Here is a 17,834-nt window from a genome sequence, read left to right as displayed (position 1 = left end):
GATGCAGCCTGGCGGGGGTGTGTATTCCCTTCACCCCCGCCCTTTTCACCTAAGCCATCGGGACCCGAGAGCCATGAAAGACCACCGCCGCGCGTTCCTTCCGGGTTCGGTCCACCTTGTCGGTGCAGGCCCCGGTGATCCTGAATTGCTGACGCTGAAGGCCCTGCGGCTGATCCAGTCCGCCGATGTGGTCGTGCATGACCGCCTGGTCTCGCCCGAGATCATGGCGCTGGTGCCCGCGGGCGTGCGCCGGATCGACGTCGGCAAGCTGCCGAAATTCCACAAGGTCCCGCAAGAGGCGATCAATGCGCTCCTGGTCGACCTCGCCCGCGAGGGGCTGGTGGTCGCGCGCCTGAAGGGCGGCGATCCCCTGATCTTCGGGCGCGGCTCGGAAGAGGCGGAAGCCTGCCGTCTGGCCGGTGTCGCAGTGAGCTATGTTCCCGGCATCACCTCGGCGCAGGGGGCGGCCGCCTCGACCGGGGTACCGCTGACCCATCGCGGGCTGGCGACGGGCGTGCGCTACGTCACCGGCCACCGGGCGAAGGATGCCGTGCTGGATCTCGACTGGGCCTCGCTTGCCTCGGAAGAGACGACGCTGGTCGTCTACATGGGCGCGGGCAACATTGCCGAGATCGCGCTGCAGCTGATGCGGCATGGCATGGTCCCCGCCCTGCCGGTGCTGGCGGTTTCTGCGGCCACCACCCCGCGCGAGGAGCGGCTTCTGTCGACATTGGGCCAGATCGGTACCGATGTCGCGAAGGCGCAGCCGGAAGCGCCTGTCCTCTTCGTCATCGGTCGGGTCGCCGGGATGTATCCTGAGATCGCCGAACTGGATGCCGCCCTCTGCGAGGGGGCGGGGATGGCGGCCTATGCGTAGCCTTGCAGCCCTTCTTCTGCTGGCCCTGCCCGCCGCCGCCGACATCGCCCCCGGCCGCGCGACAGAGCTGGAGCATATGGTGTTGCAGGACTGCGGGTCGTGCCACGGGCTGACCCGCAAGGGCGGGTTGGGACGACCCCTGACCGAGGAGGCGCTGGCCCATGCCGACCGCGAGGGCCTTGCGCTGATCATCCTGGACGGCGTTCAGGGCACCGCCATGCCGCCCTGGCGCCCGCTTCTGACCGAAGCCGAGGCGCTGTGGATCGCCGATTACCTGAAAGGGGAAACCCCATGAAACGCCTCTGCCTGCTCGCTTTCCTCGCCACCCCGCTCTGGGCCGGGGACGAGCTGACCGCCACCGGCGACCTCGGCCTCGTCATCGAACGGGCGACGGGCAGCCTGGTGCTGGTGGACCGCTCGGACCGTGCCGCCGTGGGCCGGATCGAGGGGTTGGGCGACCTCAGCCATGCCTCGCTGACCTATTCGCCCGACGAACACTTCGCCTATGTCTTCGGGCGCGACGGCGGGTTGACCAAGGTCGACATCCTGACCCGCGCCGTCGTCGCCCGGACAGTGCAGGCGGGGAATTCCATCGGCGGGGCGATTTCCGACGACGGCAGGCTGGTCGCCGTGTCGAACTATGAACCCGGCGGGGTCAAGGTGTTCGACGCGGATACGCTGGAGCTGGTTGCCGACATTCCCGCCGCGGGCAAGACCATCGGCTTGGTCGACGTCCCCGGCCGCCGCTTCGCCTGGGCGGTCTGGGACACGGGCGAGGTGTTCCTCGGCGATTTCTCGGGCAAGGCGCCGGTCATCACCTCGCTGGGGAACGCGGGCAAGAACCCCTTCGACGCCGTGCTGACCGATGACGCGCATACCTATCTCGTCGGGCTTTTCGGCGAAAAGGGCGTCACAGCCTTCGACCTGTGGGATGATGCGGCGCAGCCGGTGAAATTCCTGACCGACTACGGCAAGGAAGGTGAGGACATGCCGGTCTACAAGATGCCCCACCTGCAAGGCTGGGCCTTCACCGAGGGGCAGTATGCCCTGCCAGCGGTGGGGCGGCACAAGATTCTCTGGGTGGACCGCGACAGCCAGGAAACCACCGCGACCACCCCGGTCCATGGCCAGCCGGTCTTCATCATCGCCCAGCCCGCCAGCCCTTTCGTCTGGGTGAATTTCGCCACGCCCCTGAATGACACCGTGCAGGTGGTGGACAGCCGCAGCCATGAGGTCGTCGCCACGCTGACTCCCGGCAAGGCGGTGCTGCACATGGAATTCGCACCGCGCGGGGCCGAGGTCTGGATCAGCTCGCGCGATGACAACAAGGTCCTGGTCTACGACACCAAGACCCGCGAAAAGGTCGCCGAGATCCCTGCCGAAGCGCCAAGCGGCATCTTCTTCACCGCCCGCGCCCACCAGACGGGGCTCTGACCGCGATGGACCGGATCGACCCCATCGATCTTGCGCTTCTCGACGGGTTCCAGCGCGATTTCCCGCTGGAGTCGCGGCCCTTCGCACGGATCGGCGAAAGGCTGGGGCTGGCCGAGGCCGAGGTGATCGACCGCCTGTCGCGGATGCAGGCGACCGGCCGCATCGCCCGGGTCGGCGGCACGGTGCGGCCGAATACCGCCGGGGCCTCGACCCTTGCCGCGCTCGCCGTGCCCGAGGACCGGATCGAGGCCGTCGCGGCCATCGTCGGCGCCGAGCCGGGGGTCAACCACTCCTACCAGCGCGAGGATGACTGGAACCTGTGGTTCGTGGCGACCGCGCCCGATGCGGCGGCGTTGGAGCAGATGCTGGCCCGGATCGAAGCGGCGAGCGGTCTGCAACTGCTGGACCTGCGCCTCGTCCGGGCCTTCAACATCGACCTCGGCTTCCCGCTGAAGGGGGACAGGGTCGCGATGCCTGGCGGACGCCACGTCGAGACGACCGTATTGCGCGGCGATGACCGGCCCCTGCTCGACGCCCTCAGCTGCGGGCTGGATCTTACACCCCGGCCTTGGGCCACCCTCGCCCTGCGTCTCGGGCGTGACGAAACTGCCGTCCTGTCGCGCATTGGCGTGCTGCTGGCGGCGGGTATCCTGACCCGCCTGGGCGTCATTGTCCGGCATCGGTCGCTTGGCTTTACCTCGAATGCCATGGTGGTCTGGGACGTGCCCGAAACCGCGACACTGGCCGCCGGTCAGGCGCTGGCCGCCTTGCCTGGCGTGACGCTCGCCTATGAACGCCGCCCCATCGCCGGGGTCTGGCCCTATCGGCTTTACTGCATGATCCACGCCCGATCCCGTGCCGAGGCCGGGGAGGTTCTGGCCACCGCCCGTGCCCTGCCCGCGCTGCAAGGCGTCGATCACCGTGTCCTCTTTTCCACCCGCTGCTTCAAGCAGTCCGGGGCCCGTCTGTCGGAGGCCGCCTGATGCGCACCACCCTTTCCCCCGAGGCGCTCGACGCCACCGACCGCCTCCTGATCAATCGCCTGCAGGACGGCTTGTCGATGGAGCACGCCCCCTTCGCCCGCGTCGCGCGCGAGGCGGGCCTGACCGAGCCCGAGGTCGTCGACCGCATCACCCATCTGCGCGAGATCGGCGCGATCACGCGCTTCGGCCCCTTCCTCGACGCCGAGGCGATGGGGGGGGCCTTCTGCCTCTGCGCGATGGCGGTGCCACCGGAGCGCTTCGACGAGGTCATGACTTTGGTCAATGCCCGGCCCGAGGTGGCGCATAATTATGAACGCCTGCACCGGCTGAATATGTGGTTCGTCCTGGCCTGCGAAAAGCCGGACCAGATCGCGGAAGCAGCGGTGCGGATCGAGGGGGAGACGGGGCTTCAGGTCCTGCGCTTCCCGAAACTGAAAGAGTTTTTCATAGGCTTCCGGGTAGAGGCATGACGCTGGACGCGACCGATCGGCGGATATTGAAGGCGACGGCCTCCGGCCTGCCGCTGACCCCGCATCCCTTCGAGGAGGTCGCGCGCTGGCTGTTCCTGCCGGAAGGCGAGGTCATCGCCCGGATGCAGGCGATGCAGGACGACGGAATCATTCGCCGAGTGGCCGTCGCGCCCAACCACTATGCGCTGGGGCTGGCGACCAACGGGATGAGCGTCTGGGACGTCGCGGACGTACAGGCCGAAGCGCTTGGCGCCCAGGTCGGCGCCCTGCCCTTCGTTTCGCATTGCTATCTCAGGCCCCGCGCCCTGCCGGACTGGCCCTACAACCTTTTCGCCATGCTGCATGGCCGCTCGCGCGGGGAAGTCGAGGCCAAGCGCGCCGAGGTTGCCGCGCTGTTGGGCGCCGCCTGCCGGTCGAACGAGATTCTCTATTCCACCCGCATCCTGAAGAAGACCGGGATGCGCCTCGCCGGAGAAGGTTGATGTTCCGCCTGACGCAATACATGCGCGAGCTTGTCAATCCCACGCCCGTCCGCCACCGCCATGGGCCGGTCAAGCCGGTGGTGATCTGGAACCTGACCCGCACCTGCAACCTGCGCTGCCGGCATTGCTACACCACCAGCGCCGATGTGCCGTTTCCGGGGGAGTTGAGCCATGAGCAGGCGATGGGAGTCCTGGACGACCTGTCGCGCTTCGGCATCCCCGCGCTGATCCTGTCGGGGGGCGAGCCGCTGTCGCGCTTCGACTTCTTCCCGTTGGCAGAGCGCGCGCGGGAGCTGGGCTTCCGGCACCTGTCGCTGTCAACGAACGGCACCAAGGTTGCCGAGAACATCGACCGGCTGGTCGACCTGGCCTTCGACTATGTCGGCATCTCGCTGGACGGGATCGGCCAGATGAACGACTGGTTCCGGGGGGTGGACGGGGCCTTCGATGCGGCACTGGCGGGCGTCAGGGCCTGCAAGGCCAAGGGCGTGAAAGTGGGGCTGCGCTTCACCATCACCGAGGACAACGCCGACATGCTGCCCGCGATGATCGACCTCTGCGATGCCGAAGGGGTGGACAAGTTCTACCTCTCGCACCTTGTCTACGCGGGTCGGGGCAACAAGAACCGGGGCGAGGATACCGAACGCGCCCGCACCCGGAAGGCGATGGATCAGCTGATCGACCGCGCCTGGGTCGCCGTGGCCGAGGATCAGCCGCTGGAAATCGTGACCGGCAACAACGACGCCGATGCCGTCTGGTTTCTGCGCTGGGTGGAACGCAACTTCCCCTCGCAACGGGCAGCCCATGTGGCGCGCCACCTGGAGGCCTGGGGCGGCAATTCCTCGGGCCTCGGGGTCGCCAACATCGACCCGCAGGGCAAGGTTCATCCGGATACCTACTGGTCCGACTACACGGTCGGCTCGGTGAAGGACACGCCGTTCAGCGCGCTCTGGACCGGACCCGACCCGATGCTGGCGACGCTCCGCCAGCGCCCCCGCCCGCTGAAGGGCCGCTGCGGCGCCTGCGCCTTCAAGGACATCTGCGGCGGCAACACCCGCATCCGGGCGCTGCAAGTGACCGGCGATCCCTGGGCGGAAGACCCCGCCTGCTACCTGACCAATGCCGAGATCGGGGTGGACGAGACCGACCGCGTGACCGTCACCCCCTTCCGGGGAAAGAGCCATGATCCCGAACATCGTTTTCTCTAACCGTCGTGCAGCCCCCCCTCCCCGACCCTCCCCCACGCGGGGGGAGGGAGGTGCCCGGCTGTTGCCGTTTTCCCGGGCGGATCAACCCGCGGCTCCCCTCCCCCCGGTGGGGAGGGGATGGGGGTGGGGGGCTCGCCGCTGGCCAAAGGGCGCAACGATTGCCCTCGTGCTCCTCGCCACCCCCGCCCTGGCCCAGCCCGACGGCGCGGCGATCTATGCCGACCTCTGCGCCTCCTGCCATGCCGAAACCCGGCTTGGCGGCACCGGCCCGGCGCTGATCCCGGAGAGCCTGGGGCGGCTGAAGGGCGACAAGCTGGCCGCCACCATCACGGATGGCCGGGCGATGACGCAGATGCCCGCCTTCAAGGCCACGCTGAAGCCGGAAGAAATCGCCGCCGTCGCCGATTTCATCTCGACGCCGCTCGTCGCGCCGGTCTGGGGCGAGGCGGAAATCGCCGCCTCGCGCAGCCTGCGCGACGACTACACCCCCACCGCCGCACCCGTGTTCACCGCCGACCCGATGAACATCACCCTCGTCGTCGAAACCGGCGACAGCCATATCTCGGTGCTGGACGGCGACACTTTCGACGTGCTCGACCGCTTCGAGACGCCCTTCGCCGTCCATGGTGGGCCGAAGTTTTCCTCGGATGGCCGCTATGTCTTCGTCATGTCGCGCGACGGCTGGGTGCAGAAATATGACATCTGGTCACTGCACGAAGTGGGCCGCGTCCGCGCCGGACTGAACAGCCGCAATATCGCGATGAGTTCGGATGGGAAGTATCTCGCCGTCGCCAATTACCTGCCGAACACCCTGACCATCCTGAACGCCGGCGACCTGACCGTGGCCAAGGTGTTCGAGGTCAAGGGCCGCAACGGCGACCCCTCCCGCGTCTCCGCCGTCTACCAGGCACCCGAGCGGGGCACCTTCGTGCTGGCCCTGAAGGATGTGCCGGAAATCTGGGAAGTGGCCTTCACCGAGGACGGCGGACCCTATTCGGAAGGGCTGGTCCATTCCAACGAGAACGGGATGGAAGAGGCAATGGGCGTGGAAAAGGGCCTCTTCGCCCGCCGCCGGATCGCGGTCTCGGCCCCGCTGGACGATTTCTTCTTCTCGCCCGACTACCGGGAACTGATCGGGGCGAATCGCGAGGGCGAGACCGGCGTCGTCGTCAACCTCGACGTAGGCCGCGAGATCGCCAGCCTGCCCTTGTCGGGAATGCCGCATCTCGGCTCCGGCATCAGCTGGGACCGGAACGGCCACCGGGTCGTCGCCATCCCGCACCTGAACGAAGGCAGAATCAGCGTGATCGACATGGAGGACTGGTCGCTGATCAAGACCGTCGAGACCTCCGGCCCCGGCTTCTTCCTGCGCAGCCATGACGGGACGCCCTACCTTTGGGCCGATGTCTTCACCGGCGAGCACAAGGGCGAGATGCACATCATCGACAAGCAGTCGCTGGAGGTGGTCAAGGTCCTCAAGCCCGAACCCGGCAAGACCGTGGCGCATACCGAGTTCACCCGGGACGGGAAGTATGCCCTGGTCTCGATCTGGGAGATGGACGGGGCGGTGATCGTCTACGATGCCGCGACCTTCAAGGAAATCAAACGCTTGCCGATGGTGAAACCCTCGGGGAAATACAATGTCTGGAACAAGATCACCTTCGAGGACGGCACCAGCCACTAGGCCCTCCTGGCGGCTGATGGCCTTGCTCTGGCCCTTCGCCACCGCGGCGGCGGCCATCAATCTTTTTCTCCTCGGGCTGATCGGGCTGTCCATCGGCCTGCCCGCGATGCAGCCCGTCACCGCGCTGTGGCTCGCGCTGCCCTTGGGCCTGCCCGCCACCTGGCTGGCGGCGCGCTGGGTCGCCGGCCTGATCGCCGAGGCGGAACGCGCCTGACCTAAGTCAAGGCCGGATCGCAGCGGCCATGCCAAGACGCCATGCAGCAAACCCCGAAAGGATAGCCCATGTTCAAGCAACTTCTCCCCATCCTCGCGCTGGCCATAGCCGCGCCGGCCTTCGCCGATCCCGACGCTCACAAGGGCGAGGAAAACTTCAAGAAGTGCAAATCCTGCCACTCGATCATCGCGCCCGACGGCACCGAGATCCAGAAGGGCGGCAAGACCGGCCCGAACCTGTTCGGCGTCGTCGGTCGCGCCGCCGCCTCGGCCGCCGATTTCAAATACGGCGAGGGGATGCTGGAGTTGAACGCAAAGGGTGTCGTCTGGGATGAAGCGCAGATCGCCGCCTATCTGGCCGACCCGACCGCCTGGGTGAAGGCGACCACCGGCGACGATGCCGCCAAGTCGAAGATGAGCTTCAAGCTGCCCGACGCCGAGGCTGCCGCCGACATGGCGGCCTATCTCGCCACGGTGAAGTAAGCCCGGGCATCCCGGCCCCTGCCCTTCCGGCGGGGGCTATCCGGTCGACACCACCTCGACCGGGGCCGGAACGAACTCGCAGGCCTGCCGCCGCTCAACGCCTTATGCGCGCTTCCCCACCACGGCGACGCCCAGCGCCTCCAGAACGCGACCCTCGATATGCGCCGCATCCAGCCCGGCGACCCGATACATCGCCTCGGGTGAGGCCTGGTCGATGAACACATCCGGCAGCACCAGCGCGCGGAACTTCAGCCCCCGGTCGAACACGCCTTCCTCGGCCAGCAGCTGCGCCACATGGCTCCCGAAGCCGCCCACCGCGCCTTCCTCCACCGTCACCAGCGCCTCATGCCCCCGCGCCAGCCGCAGCACCAGCTCGCGGTCCAAGGGCTTGGCGAACCGGGCATCCGCCACCGTCACCGAGACGCCCCGCGCCGCCAGGGCTTCCGCCACCTTCAAACTCTCTGCCAGCCGCGTCCCGAAGGACAGGATCGCCACCCGCGACCCTTCGCGCAGAACCCGGCCCTTGCCGATCTCCAGCGGAATGCCCCGCAAGGGCATCTCCACCCCCACGCCCTCACCGCGCGGATAGCGGAAGGCGATCGGCCCCGCGTCATGGGCAACCGCCGTCGCCACCATATGCACCAGCTCCGCCTCGTCGGCCGCGGCCATCACCACCATTCCCGGCAGGTTCGACAGGAAGCCGATGTCGAAGGCCCCGGCATGCGTCGCCCCGTCCGCCCCCACCAGCCCGGCCCGGTCGATGGCAAAGCGCACCGGCAGCCGCTGGATCGCTACATCGTGCACGACCTGATCGTAGCCTCGCTGCAGGAACGTGGAATAAATCGCGCAGAACGGCTTCATCCCCCCCGCCGCCAGCCCCGCGCTGAACGTCACCGCATGCTGTTCCGCGATCCCCACGTCGAAACACCGCTTCGGGAACCGCCCGGCGAACAGGTCCAGCCCCGTCCCGTCCGGCATCGCCGCCGTCACCGCGACGATCTTCTCGTCCCGCTCGGCCTCTGCCACCAGCGACTGCGCGAAGACCTTGGTATAGGACGGCGCATTCGACGCCGCCTTCATCTGCACCCCGGTCAGCACATCGAACTTGCCCGTCGCGTGCCCCTTGTCCCGTGCCGCTTCCGCCGGGGCATAGCCCTTGCCCTTCTGCGTCAGCACATGGATCAGCACCGGCCCTGTCGCCCGCGCCTTCACCGTGCGCAGCACCGGCAGAAGCTGGTCCAGGTCATGCCCGTCGATGGGCCCGACATATTCGAACCCCAGCGACTCGAACAAAGTGCCGCCAATCGCCATGCCCTTCAGCATGTCCTTGGCCCGTTTCGCCCCCTCCTGGAACGGCGGCGGCAAGAGGCTGACGAACCCCTTCGCCACCTGCTTCAGGTCCTGCATCGGCGCTTCGGCATACAGCCGCGACAGATAGGCCGACAGCGCCCCCACCGGTGGTGCGATCGACATCTCGTTGTCGTTCAGCACCACGAACAGCCGCTTGCCCAGATGGCCCGCATTGTTCATCGCCTCGAAGGCCATGCCCGCCGACATCGCCCCGTCTCCGATCACCGCAATCGCATCGCCCGGATCTCCACCCAGGTCGGCGGCCACCGCAAAGCCCAGCGCCGCAGAGATCGAGGTCGACGAATGCGCCGCCCCGAACGGGTCATAGGGGCTTTCCGACCGCTTGGTGAAGCCGCTCAAGCCGCCTTCCGTGCGCAGGCTGCGGATACGATCCCGCCGCCCGGTCAAGATCTTGTGCGGATAGCACTGGTGGCCCACGTCCCAGATCAGCTTGTCGCGCGGGGTGTCGAAGACGGCATGCAGCGCCACCGTCAGCTCCACCACGCCCAGACCCGCGCCCAGATGCCCGCCCGTGACCGAAACCGCCGAGATCGTCTCCGCCCGCAACTCCCCGGCCAGCTGGTGCAGTTCCCGGTCGGACAAGGCCTTCAGGTCCGAGGGCACGGTCACGCGGTCAAGCAAGGGGGTAGCGGGTCGGTCGGTCATCATGCCTGCCTTCGGGCCATCACTTGTCCCGCGCGATAACGAAGCGCGCCGCCGCAATCAAGTTGGCTGCCGCGTTTCCATACCCGTCCAGCGCTGCCTCGGCCTCGGCCACCAGTGCCGCCGCCCGCGCCCTGGCTCCCTCCAGCCCCAGCAGCGAGACGAAGGTGGCCTTGCCTGCGCCCGCATCCTTGCCCACCCGCTTGCCGGTCCGGGCCTCATCGCCCGTCACGTCCAGAATGTCGTCCGCGATCTGGAAGGCAAGGCCCAGGGCCGTGGCATAGCGGCGCATGGGGGTAGGGTCGGCCAAGGCCATCACCGGCCCCGCCGTTGCCGCCCAGTTGATGAGCGCCCCGGTCTTGCCCCGTTGCAGCCGCTCGATCTCGGCAAGCGTCAAGGGCGTCAAAGCCGTCTCGGCCGCTATATCCAGCGCCTGCCCGAGAACCATCCCCATCGCGCCTGCCGCGTGGGCCATGCCGGCAACCAAGGCCAGCTGGGCATTGTGCGGCACGCCGGACGGGTGGGTTAGGAGGTCGAACGCCAACGCCTGCAAGGCATCGCCCGCCAGAACGGCAGTCGCCTCATTCCATTTCACATGAACCGTCGGCTGACCTCGCCGCACGTCGTCATTGTCCATGCAAGGCAGGTCATCGTGGACCAGGGAATAGGCGTGCATCGCCTCGATTGCAGCGGCTGCGTCCACGGAATGATGGTCGGGTATGCCATGCAGGGCCGCGCCCTCCATCACCAGGAAGGCCCGAAGTCGTTTTCCGCCGGTCGCCGCATAGCGCATGGCCTGCATGACAGGCTCGTCGCCCATATCGCTCATGCGCCGGTCCAGCTGCTGCTGGACGATCTGCTGCACCACCGCCAGCCGTTCGGAAAACGTCACATCCCCTCCGCCGGGGCCGTCCCCACCGCGCGCCCCTCCTGCGCCCGGATCAGTTCCACCTTCTCTTCCGCTTCGGCCAGTTTCTTCGCGCAATGCGCCTTCAGCGTCGCCCCGCGTTCATAGAGCGCAATCGACTGTTCCAGCGGCACCTCGCCCCGTTCCAGCGCGCCCACCACCTGCTCCAGCGCCGCCATCGCGTCTTCGAAGCTCATCGTCTCCACCGGCTTATCGCTCATCGGCCCCGCTCCTCCAGCACTGCGACATGCGCGGCGACCGAAGCCGCCAGCGCGTCCAGATCATAACCACCCTCAAGCGTCGAGACCACCCGCCCCCCCGCGAAATCGCATAGGCGGTCGGTCAGCCAGCGGTAATCCTCCGCCTGCCACTCCAGCCCTGCCAGAGGATCATCCGCATGCGCATCGAACCCCGCAGATATGAGCAGCAACTCGGGTTCCCAATCCGCCAGCGCCGGAAACACTACCCTCTCATAGAGCGCCCGCATCTCCGCCCCGTCCGACCCCGCGCGCAGCGGAAGGTTCAACACCTGCCCCTGCGCGCCCCGCTCCTCCACCCGCCCGGTCCCCGGATAAAGCGGCATCTGATGGCTGGAGACGAACAGGCATCGCCCCTCATCCCAGAGCAGATCCTGCGTCCCGTTCCCATGGTGCACGTCGAAATCGACGATGGCGACGCGGCCAAGCCCGTGATGATCCAGCGCCCGCTTGGCTCCGATCGCCACCGTCCCGAACAGGCAGAACCCCATCGCGGTTTCCCGCTCCGCATGATGCCCCGGAGGCCGCCCCGCCACGAAGGCCGTCTTCGCCTCGCCCGACACCACCGCGTCGACGGCGGCACACATCCCGCCGACCGCGCGCATCGCCGCCTCGTAGGACCCCGGCGACAGGAACGTGTCTCCGTCCAGCTGCGCCCAACCCTCCTGCGGGACCGCCGCCTTCACCCGCGCCAGATACCCCGCCGGATGGCAGCGCAGCACCTCGGCCTCCGCACCCAGCGGACATTCCCGCCACTCCACCGAAATCCCGTTCAGCCCGCGCTCTACCGCCGCCAGCCGCGCCACCCGTTCGGGATGGCCGGGCGGAGTCACATGACCGGCGAAAGCCTTATGCGTGAAAACAAGCACCGCAAAGCCTCATTTTCTGTCCACAAATATCCCGGGGTCCGGGGCAGCGCCCCGGGGCGTCCACCCTCAATCCGGTTGCAGCATATAGCCCTCGCCCCGCACCGTTTGCAGGTAGCGCGGCGCCTTCGGATCGTCCTCGATCTTCCGCCGCAGCCGGGTGATCTGCACGTCCACCGCCCGCTCCTGCGCCGCATCCTCGCCCTGATCGGCCACCAGCTTCTCGCGGCTCAGCGCCACCCCCGGCTGCGAGGCGAAGATGCGCATCAGCGCCGCCTCCGTCGCCGTCAGCCGGACCGGAGCCTCCCCCCGCCACATCTCGCCCCGGTCGAGGTCGTACCGCACCGCGCCCAGGTGGATTACCTGCCGCACCGGCTCCGCCGCCCGCACCGCAGGCACCCGCCGCAGGATCGCGTTGATCCGCAGAAGCAATTCCTTCGGCTCGAAGGGCTTGACCAGATAGTCGTCCGCCCCCGCCTCCAGCCCCTCGATCCGGTTCGCCGCCTCGCCCCGCGCCGTCAGCAGGAGGACCGGCGTCGACATCCTCTGCCGCAACGCGCGCGTCAGCGTCACCCCGTCCTCGCCCGGCATCATCACGTCAAGAACGATCAAGTCGAATTCCAGCCCCGCCAGAATTCTCCGCGCCTGCGACGCATCGCGCGCGACCGACACCAGGAAACCGTTTCGCATCAGGAACTTCTGCAACAGTCCCCGGATGCGCTCGTCGTCATCCACGATCAAGAGATGCGCATCAGGGACCATCAGCCGCCCTCCTTCAGGCGGTTGTACTGGCGCCGCATCTCCGGATCCATCATCGCCTCCAGCACCTGCCGGAAGCCCGCCACCGCCTGCGGCCCTGCCGCCCGGTAGGCCGCCCGCATCCGCGCCCGCTGCGCGTCCGACAATTCCCGCTCCAGCATCTGTCCCTTGTCCGTCAGATGCAGATGCCGCTCCCGCGCATCCACCTTGCCCTTTTCGCTGCGAACAAGGCCATCCTCGATCAGGGTGCGCAACACACGATTCAACGACTGCTTTGTAACACCCAGGATCGACAACAGATTGCTCACCGTCGTCCCCGGGCTGCGATGGATGAAATGGATCGCCCGATGATGCGCCCGGCCATAGTCCTTGCCCTCCAGAATCCGGTCCGGATCCGCCGTGAAGCCGCGATAGGCGAAGAACATCGCCTCGATGCCCTTGCGCAACTGCTCGTCCGTCAGGAACAGCAGGCTTTCCCCGCCCGGTGTCTCGGCCATCGCCACCTCCTTCGTCGCGATGAATTTACGTCAGCCTTGTTGACTTTCCAAGCACGAACCCGTAACTCTCCCCCGATTTCGCGCAAGAATCTGTCCGGATCGGACCTTTCAAGCGCAACTTTCGCAAAGATGGAGGGCAGGATGGCTGCTTACGACGATCGCGACGGGTTCATCTGGATGGATGGCAAGCTGGTGGAATGGCGCTCGGCGAATGTCCACATCCTGACCCATGCCCTGCATTACGCCTCTTCGGTCTTCGAAGGCGAGCGGTGCTACAACGGCAAGATCTTCAAGGGCCACGAACATTCGCTGCGCCTTCTCGAATCCGGCCGCCTGCTCGACATGCCGATCCCCTACACGGCGGAGGAGATCGACGCCGCCAAGGAAGCCGTGCTGAAAGCCAACGGTCTGACCGACGCCTACATCCGCGCCGTGGCCTTCCGGGGCGCGGGCGACGAGATGGGGGTCGCCTCGCTTGGCAACCCGGTCCGCCTCGCCATCGCCTGCTGGAGCTGGGGCGCCTATTACGGCGACGCCAAGATGAAGGGCGCCAAGCTCGACATCGCCAAGTGGAAGCGGCCCTCGCCGGAAACCATTCCCACCGCCGCCAAGGCCGCCGGACTCTACATGATCTGCACCATGTCCAAGCATGCTGCGATGGAAAAGGGCTGCTCCGACGCACTCTTCTACGATTTCCGCGGCTATGTGGCCGAGGCGACGGGGGCCAACATCTTCTTCGTCAAGGACGGCGAGGTCCACACCCCGAACCCCGACTGCATCCTGAACGGCATCACCCGGCAGACCGTGATCGGGATGCTCAACGACATGCAGATCAAGGTCCACGAACGCCATATCAAGCCCGAGGAACTGGCGGATTTCGAACAGTGCTGGCTCACCGGCACCGCCGCCGAAGTGACTCCGGTCGGCCAGATCGGCGACTGGACCTTCGAAGTGGGCGATCTGACCAGGCGCGTCGCCACCGAATACGAAAAGCTGGTCCGCAGCTGAACCTGGCGCCTTGCGGGGACGGGCAGCACCAGTCGTGCCGTCCCCGCAGCGCCTTGGCGCTTCCCCCGCGCAGCTTTTCCCATTGCCTTCCGGCCCGATTTCATGCTGTTGCGGCACCGTCTGAACCGGCACGGACCGGCGTCTGCGGGGTTTGCAATGGATCGGCCTTTCCCGATCATCTCACTGTCCTTCACGGCGCTCCTGATGCTGCTGCTGACGGTGGATATCGCGTTCATTCTGGTGGATGCCGTCGCCTTCTTCGCCAAATGGGCCGGGATGATTTCCGCCATTCCCGATGAGCTGAAGATCACCCGCGACGGGGCGTTGCCCGAGATGCTGGGCTATGTGAAATGGGCCATCATCATTGTCGCGCTGGTCTGGCTTTCGATCCGCGATCGCTGGTCGGTTCCCTTCCGCTGGGCCTTGGTCTTCGTGATGGTGCTGGTCGATGATTCCCTGCAAGAGCACGAAACGATCGGCGCGATGCTCGCGGGCCGCCTGACCCTGCCCGCCAGCCTGCAAGCCCAAAGCCAGGACATCGCCGAAGTCATGGTCTTCTGCGCGATGGGCGTCATCGCGGTCCTGATGACCGCAACCCTGTTCAGCCGGAATGGCGCCGTCGCCCGCGCGCTCAGCCTCCGCTTCGCGCTGATCATCGCCTTCCTCGCCTTTTTCGGCGTGGCCCTCGATTTCCTGCACCAGACCATCAAGCTGTTCAGCGAAGGCACCATCGCCGCCGACTTCCTGCCGCAGTTCTTCGGCTTGCTGGAAGACGGGGGCGAGATGGTCATGGCCAGCGTCGCCACCGCCTTCGTGCTGACGCTGCCGGGCATTGAATCCATGCCCCGCAGGTTGGAACGCGCGCCCGGCTGAACCGGATCGCCGATCCGGCCGTCAGGCCAGTTCGGTCGTGACCTCGATATTGCCCTTGGTCGCATTGGAATAGGGGCAGATGAAATGGCCGCGCTCGGCGATCTTCTCCGCCACCGCACGCTCGACGCCCGGCATCGTCACCACCAGCTTCACCTTCAGTCCGAAGCCGCCGTCCGACCGCGGCCCGATTCCGACATGAGCGTTTACCGTAGCGCTGTCCGGCACCGTGCCCAGCTTCTCGCTTTGCGCCGCAAAGCGCATCGCGCCCAGGTAGCAGGCCGAATAGCCCACGGCGAACAACTCCTCCGGGTTATGCCCGAGGCCCGAGCCGCCCAGTTCCTTCGGGCTGGCATGGGTCACCGTCAGCTGGCCATTCACCAGCCCCGACACCCCGTTGCGACCGCCCCCCGTCGCCTTGGCTTCCGTCCAGTATTTCGCATCGACCGACATGGCATTCTCCTTATCGTAAGCGATTAAATCGTGCGCGATCTTACTGCATCAGAATCGACCCGCTGTCAACCGGCTTGAGTTTCCATCGTACACGATATAAACTGCCCGCATGACCCTCGCGCCACCCGACATGCTCTGCTTCGCGCTGCATTCCGCGTCCCATGCGATGCACGCGGCCTATGCGCCGCTGTTGCAGCCCCTGGGCTTGACCTATCCGCAATATCTGGTGCTGACCTCGCTGAACGCCCGCGACGGGCAGACGGTCGGCCAGCTGGGCGCCGAGGTGCGGCTCGACTCGAACACCCTGACACCTCTTCTCAAACGGATGGAAAGCGCCGGATGGCTGCACCGCAGCCGCGACGGCAAGGACGAACGCCAGGTGCGCCTGTCCTTGACGGACGCCGGGCGCGATCTTGCCTCCCGCGCCGCCGGGGTGCCGCGCGCCTTCGCTGAAAAAACCGGACTCCGGCAATCGGAACTCGCCGACCTGCGCGACATCCTCGCCGCGCTGCGCGACCGGCTGAAGCCGGCGAAAGCTTGACAAATTCCTAACGCCCGCAGGCAAGACGTTGAAAACGCTTGCCCGGAACTCCCTGTCCCGCGTGGACAGTCAGGCGGTACGGCCCCGCTCGATCCGCAGGAACTGCACCAGCCGCGTCGACCCGGATGTTCCGCGGGGCCGCTGCCAGGTTTCTCTCGGGGTGCGGGCCAGCCGCAGGAAATGCTTCAGGCGACCCCCGCTCGTCCGGGTGCGATGGTCGGCAAGATGACGGCTCATGCTCTCCTCCAAGGGTTGCTTCTCCTCAGCTTGCACCCGAATCGCCGTTCCGCCAACCCCGTTCGGACCCCACCCCGGCACGATCCCGCCGAGAACGGCTTGCTCTGCCCGATCAAGCCCGACTAGTCTCGCCCCAGGCAACGGGGGCATCATGCGACGTCAAGGCAAGACCATCCTGATCACCGCCGCCGCAGAGGGCATCGGCCGCGCGAACGCTCTGGCCTGCGCCGCCGAAGGCGCCCGTGCTATCGCCACCGACCGCGACGCCACTCTCCTCGCCGGACCGGCCTTCCTGAAGGGTGGCGAGGTCCGCGCATGACAAGGATCACCGGCCTGCGCACCATCGACGTCCGTTTCCCGACCTCAGAGCACCTCGACGGTTCGGATGCGATGAACCCCGACCCGGACTATTCCGCCGCCTATGTCATCCTCGAAACCGACGGCCCGCATCAAGGCCACGGCCTCACCTTCACCATCGGTCGCGGCAACGAAATCGCTGTCGCCGCCATCCAGGCCATGCGGCATCTGGTCGTCGGCCTCGACATGGCCTGGGTGGCCGAGGACATGGGCCGCTTCTGGCGCCATGTGACCAGCGACAGCCAGCTGCGCTGGATCGGCCCGGACAAGGGGGCGATCCACCTTGCCACCGGCGCCGTGGTCAATGCGGTCTGGGATCTCTGGGCGAAAATGGAAGGCAAGCCCGTTTGGCAGCTGGTCGCCGACATGACGCCCGAGGAACTGGTCCGCTGCATCGACTTTCGCTACCTGACCGATTGCATCACTCCCGGCTGGGCGCTGGACTTCCTGACCGAAATGGCCGCGACCAAAGCCGAGAGGGTGACGATCCTGAAAGCCGAAGGCTACCCCTGCTACACCACCTCCGCCGGCTGGCTGGGCTATGACGACGCCAAGCTGAGACGGCTGTGCCGCGAGGCGGTTGATGCGGGCTTCAACTACATCAAGATGAAGGTCGGGCGCGATCTACAAGATGACATTCGCCGCCTGACCATCGCGCGCGATGAAGTCGGGGCCGATGTAAATCTGATGATTGACGCCAACCAGGTTTGGGAGGTGGATCAGGCCATCGACTGGGTGCGCCAACTGGCCTTCGTGAAACCCTGGTTCATCGAGGAACCGACCTCGCCCGATGACGTGGCCGGGCACCGCAAGATCCGCGAAGCCGTCGCCCCGGTGCAGGTCGCGACGGGCGAGATGTGCCAGAACCGCATTCTCTTCAAGCAGTTCATCATCGAAGGCGCCATCGACGTGGTGCAGATCGACTCCTGCCGCCTCGGTGGGCTGAACGAGGTGCTGGCCGTCATGCTGATGGCCGCGAAATACAGCCTGAAAGTTTGCCCACACGCCGGCGGCGTCGGCCTTTGCGAATATGTCCAGCATATGTCGATGATCGACTATCTCTGCATCGCCGGTACGCGCGAGGGCCGGGTGATCGAATTCGTCGACCATCTGCATGAACATTTCCTCGACCCCTGCGTGATCCGCAACGCCGCCTACATGCCACCCACGAAGCCCGGTTTCTCGATCCAGATGAAGCCGGAAAGCCTTGAAACCTGGCGCTTCCGGGGCTGACG

Annotated in this window: 22 protein-coding genes and 1 pseudogene; 15 read left to right on the top strand and 8 right to left on the bottom strand. The window is 66.7% G+C overall.

Features of this window, described 5'->3' with window-relative positions; genetic code table 11:
* Positions 1-73 precede the first annotated feature (73 nt).
* From cobA to JNJ68_RS04090, 10 genes are all read left to right on the top strand, one after another.
* Positions 74-877, top strand: a complete 804-nt coding sequence (cobA, locus tag JNJ68_RS04135) for a uroporphyrinogen-III C-methyltransferase (RefSeq protein WP_294979319.1) — start codon at positions 74-76, stop codon at positions 875-877.
* Positions 870-1,172 (top strand): cytochrome c, encoded by a 303-nt coding sequence (locus tag JNJ68_RS04130; protein WP_294979316.1) that lies wholly within the window; start codon positions 870-872, stop codon positions 1,170-1,172. Before cobA ends, JNJ68_RS04130 begins: the two co-directional genes overlap by 8 nt.
* Complete coding sequence (locus JNJ68_RS04125) at positions 1,169-2,311, top strand: cytochrome D1 domain-containing protein (protein ID WP_294979314.1); 1,143 nt, start codon at positions 1,169-1,171, stop codon at positions 2,309-2,311. Before JNJ68_RS04130 ends, JNJ68_RS04125 begins: the two co-directional genes overlap by 4 nt.
* 5 nt (positions 2,312-2,316) lie before the next feature.
* Entirely contained in the window at positions 2,317-3,294 is a 978-nt protein-coding gene (locus JNJ68_RS04120) for an AsnC family transcriptional regulator (protein ID WP_294979312.1), read from the top strand.
* Positions 3,294-3,764 (top strand): AsnC family transcriptional regulator, encoded by a 471-nt coding sequence (locus JNJ68_RS04115; protein WP_294979309.1) that lies wholly within the window; start codon positions 3,294-3,296, stop codon positions 3,762-3,764. Before JNJ68_RS04120 ends, JNJ68_RS04115 begins: the two co-directional genes overlap by 1 nt.
* Positions 3,761-4,246 (top strand): Lrp/AsnC family transcriptional regulator, encoded by a 486-nt coding sequence (locus tag JNJ68_RS04110; RefSeq protein ID WP_294979307.1) that lies wholly within the window; start codon positions 3,761-3,763, stop codon positions 4,244-4,246. The genes JNJ68_RS04115 and JNJ68_RS04110 overlap by 4 nt, the downstream gene beginning before the upstream one ends.
* Positions 4,246-5,454 carry a heme d1 biosynthesis radical SAM protein NirJ gene (nirJ, locus tag JNJ68_RS04105; RefSeq protein ID WP_294979305.1) on the top strand — a complete coding sequence of 403 codons (1,209 nt, stop codon included), beginning with the start codon at positions 4,246-4,248 and terminating at the stop codon, positions 5,452-5,454. Before JNJ68_RS04110 ends, nirJ begins: the two co-directional genes overlap by 1 nt.
* A 166-nt stretch (positions 5,455-5,620) precedes the next feature.
* Positions 5,621-7,138, top strand: coding sequence for a nitrite reductase (locus tag JNJ68_RS04100; protein WP_294979302.1), 1,518 nt, complete (start codon positions 5,621-5,623; stop codon positions 7,136-7,138).
* Positions 7,139-7,154: 16 nt separating this feature from the next.
* Complete coding sequence (locus tag JNJ68_RS04095; RefSeq protein WP_363165352.1) at positions 7,155-7,352, top strand: hypothetical protein; 198 nt, start codon at positions 7,155-7,157, stop codon at positions 7,350-7,352.
* Positions 7,353-7,420: 68 nt separating this feature from the next.
* Positions 7,421-7,834, top strand: a complete 414-nt coding sequence (locus JNJ68_RS04090) for a c-type cytochrome (protein WP_294979296.1) — start codon at positions 7,421-7,423, stop codon at positions 7,832-7,834.
* 102 nt (positions 7,835-7,936) lie between these two features.
* On the opposite strand, the gene dxs is transcribed toward JNJ68_RS04090, so the two are convergent.
* The 6 genes from dxs to JNJ68_RS04060 form a co-directional block, all read right to left on the bottom strand.
* Positions 7,937-9,850 (bottom strand): 1-deoxy-D-xylulose-5-phosphate synthase, encoded by a 1,914-nt coding sequence (gene dxs / locus JNJ68_RS04085; protein WP_294979293.1) that lies wholly within the window; start codon positions 9,848-9,850, stop codon positions 7,937-7,939.
* A 19-nt stretch (positions 9,851-9,869) separates the two neighbouring features.
* Positions 9,870-10,703, bottom strand: coding sequence for a polyprenyl synthetase family protein (locus JNJ68_RS04080; protein WP_363165380.1), 834 nt, complete (start codon positions 10,701-10,703; stop codon positions 9,870-9,872).
* A 32-nt stretch (positions 10,704-10,735) separates the two neighbouring features.
* Complete coding sequence (locus JNJ68_RS04075; protein ID WP_294979291.1) at positions 10,736-10,975, bottom strand: exodeoxyribonuclease VII small subunit; 240 nt, start codon at positions 10,973-10,975, stop codon at positions 10,736-10,738.
* Positions 10,972-11,880, bottom strand: coding sequence for a histone deacetylase family protein (locus JNJ68_RS04070; RefSeq protein WP_294979289.1), 909 nt, complete (start codon positions 11,878-11,880; stop codon positions 10,972-10,974). The genes JNJ68_RS04075 and JNJ68_RS04070 overlap by 4 nt, the downstream gene beginning before the upstream one ends.
* A 66-nt stretch (positions 11,881-11,946) precedes the next feature.
* The gene (locus JNJ68_RS04065) at positions 11,947-12,642 is read right to left on the bottom strand and encodes a response regulator (RefSeq protein WP_294979530.1); all 696 of its coding nucleotides are present in this window, start codon (positions 12,640-12,642) and stop codon (positions 11,947-11,949) included.
* Positions 12,639-13,133 (bottom strand): MarR family transcriptional regulator, encoded by a 495-nt coding sequence (locus JNJ68_RS04060; protein ID WP_294979286.1) that lies wholly within the window; start codon positions 13,131-13,133, stop codon positions 12,639-12,641. Before JNJ68_RS04060 ends, JNJ68_RS04065 begins: the two co-directional genes overlap by 4 nt.
* 141 nt (positions 13,134-13,274) lie before the next feature.
* Between JNJ68_RS04060 and JNJ68_RS04055 the strand changes: the two genes are divergently transcribed.
* The gene (locus JNJ68_RS04055) at positions 13,275-14,141 is read left to right on the top strand and encodes a branched-chain amino acid aminotransferase (protein ID WP_294979283.1); all 867 of its coding nucleotides are present in this window, start codon (positions 13,275-13,277) and stop codon (positions 14,139-14,141) included.
* 156 nt (positions 14,142-14,297) lie between these two features.
* Positions 14,298-15,014: a hypothetical protein gene (locus tag JNJ68_RS04050; RefSeq protein ID WP_294979280.1), complete on the top strand. Its 717-nt coding sequence runs from the start codon at positions 14,298-14,300 to the stop codon at positions 15,012-15,014.
* A 21-nt stretch (positions 15,015-15,035) separates the two neighbouring features.
* Here the strand turns inward: JNJ68_RS04050 and JNJ68_RS04045 are convergent, their stop codons facing one another.
* Positions 15,036-15,464, bottom strand: a complete 429-nt coding sequence (locus JNJ68_RS04045) for an organic hydroperoxide resistance protein (protein ID WP_294979277.1) — start codon at positions 15,462-15,464, stop codon at positions 15,036-15,038.
* Positions 15,465-15,573: 109 nt separating this feature from the next.
* Here JNJ68_RS04045 and JNJ68_RS04040 point away from each other — a divergent pair, with 109 nt between their 5' ends.
* On the top strand, positions 15,574-16,005 hold the full coding sequence (locus tag JNJ68_RS04040) for a MarR family transcriptional regulator (RefSeq protein WP_294979274.1): 432 nt from the start codon (positions 15,574-15,576) through the stop codon (positions 16,003-16,005).
* Between the two features lie 69 nt (positions 16,006-16,074).
* Here the strand turns inward: JNJ68_RS04040 and JNJ68_RS04035 are convergent, their stop codons facing one another.
* Positions 16,075-16,242 carry a hypothetical protein gene (locus JNJ68_RS04035; protein WP_294979270.1) on the bottom strand — a complete coding sequence of 56 codons (168 nt, stop codon included), beginning with the start codon at positions 16,240-16,242 and terminating at the stop codon, positions 16,075-16,077.
* Between the two features lie 151 nt (positions 16,243-16,393).
* Between JNJ68_RS04035 and JNJ68_RS04030 the strand changes: the two are divergent.
* Positions 16,394-16,522, top strand: a pseudogene (locus JNJ68_RS04030) (SDR family NAD(P)-dependent oxidoreductase); the annotation flags it as partial.
* A 35-nt stretch (positions 16,523-16,557) separates the two neighbouring features.
* Positions 16,558-17,832 carry an L-fuconate dehydratase gene (locus tag JNJ68_RS04025; RefSeq protein WP_294979268.1) on the top strand — a complete coding sequence of 425 codons (1,275 nt, stop codon included), beginning with the start codon at positions 16,558-16,560 and terminating at the stop codon, positions 17,830-17,832.
* Positions 17,833-17,834 lie beyond the last annotated feature (2 nt).

Source organism: Tabrizicola sp. (assembly GCF_016793705.1).
Taxonomy (GTDB): Bacteria; Pseudomonadota; Alphaproteobacteria; order Rhodobacterales; family Rhodobacteraceae; genus Tabrizicola.
The sequence above is the reverse complement of the archived record's forward strand: the minus strand, read 5'-3'. Positions and strand labels throughout refer to the sequence as shown.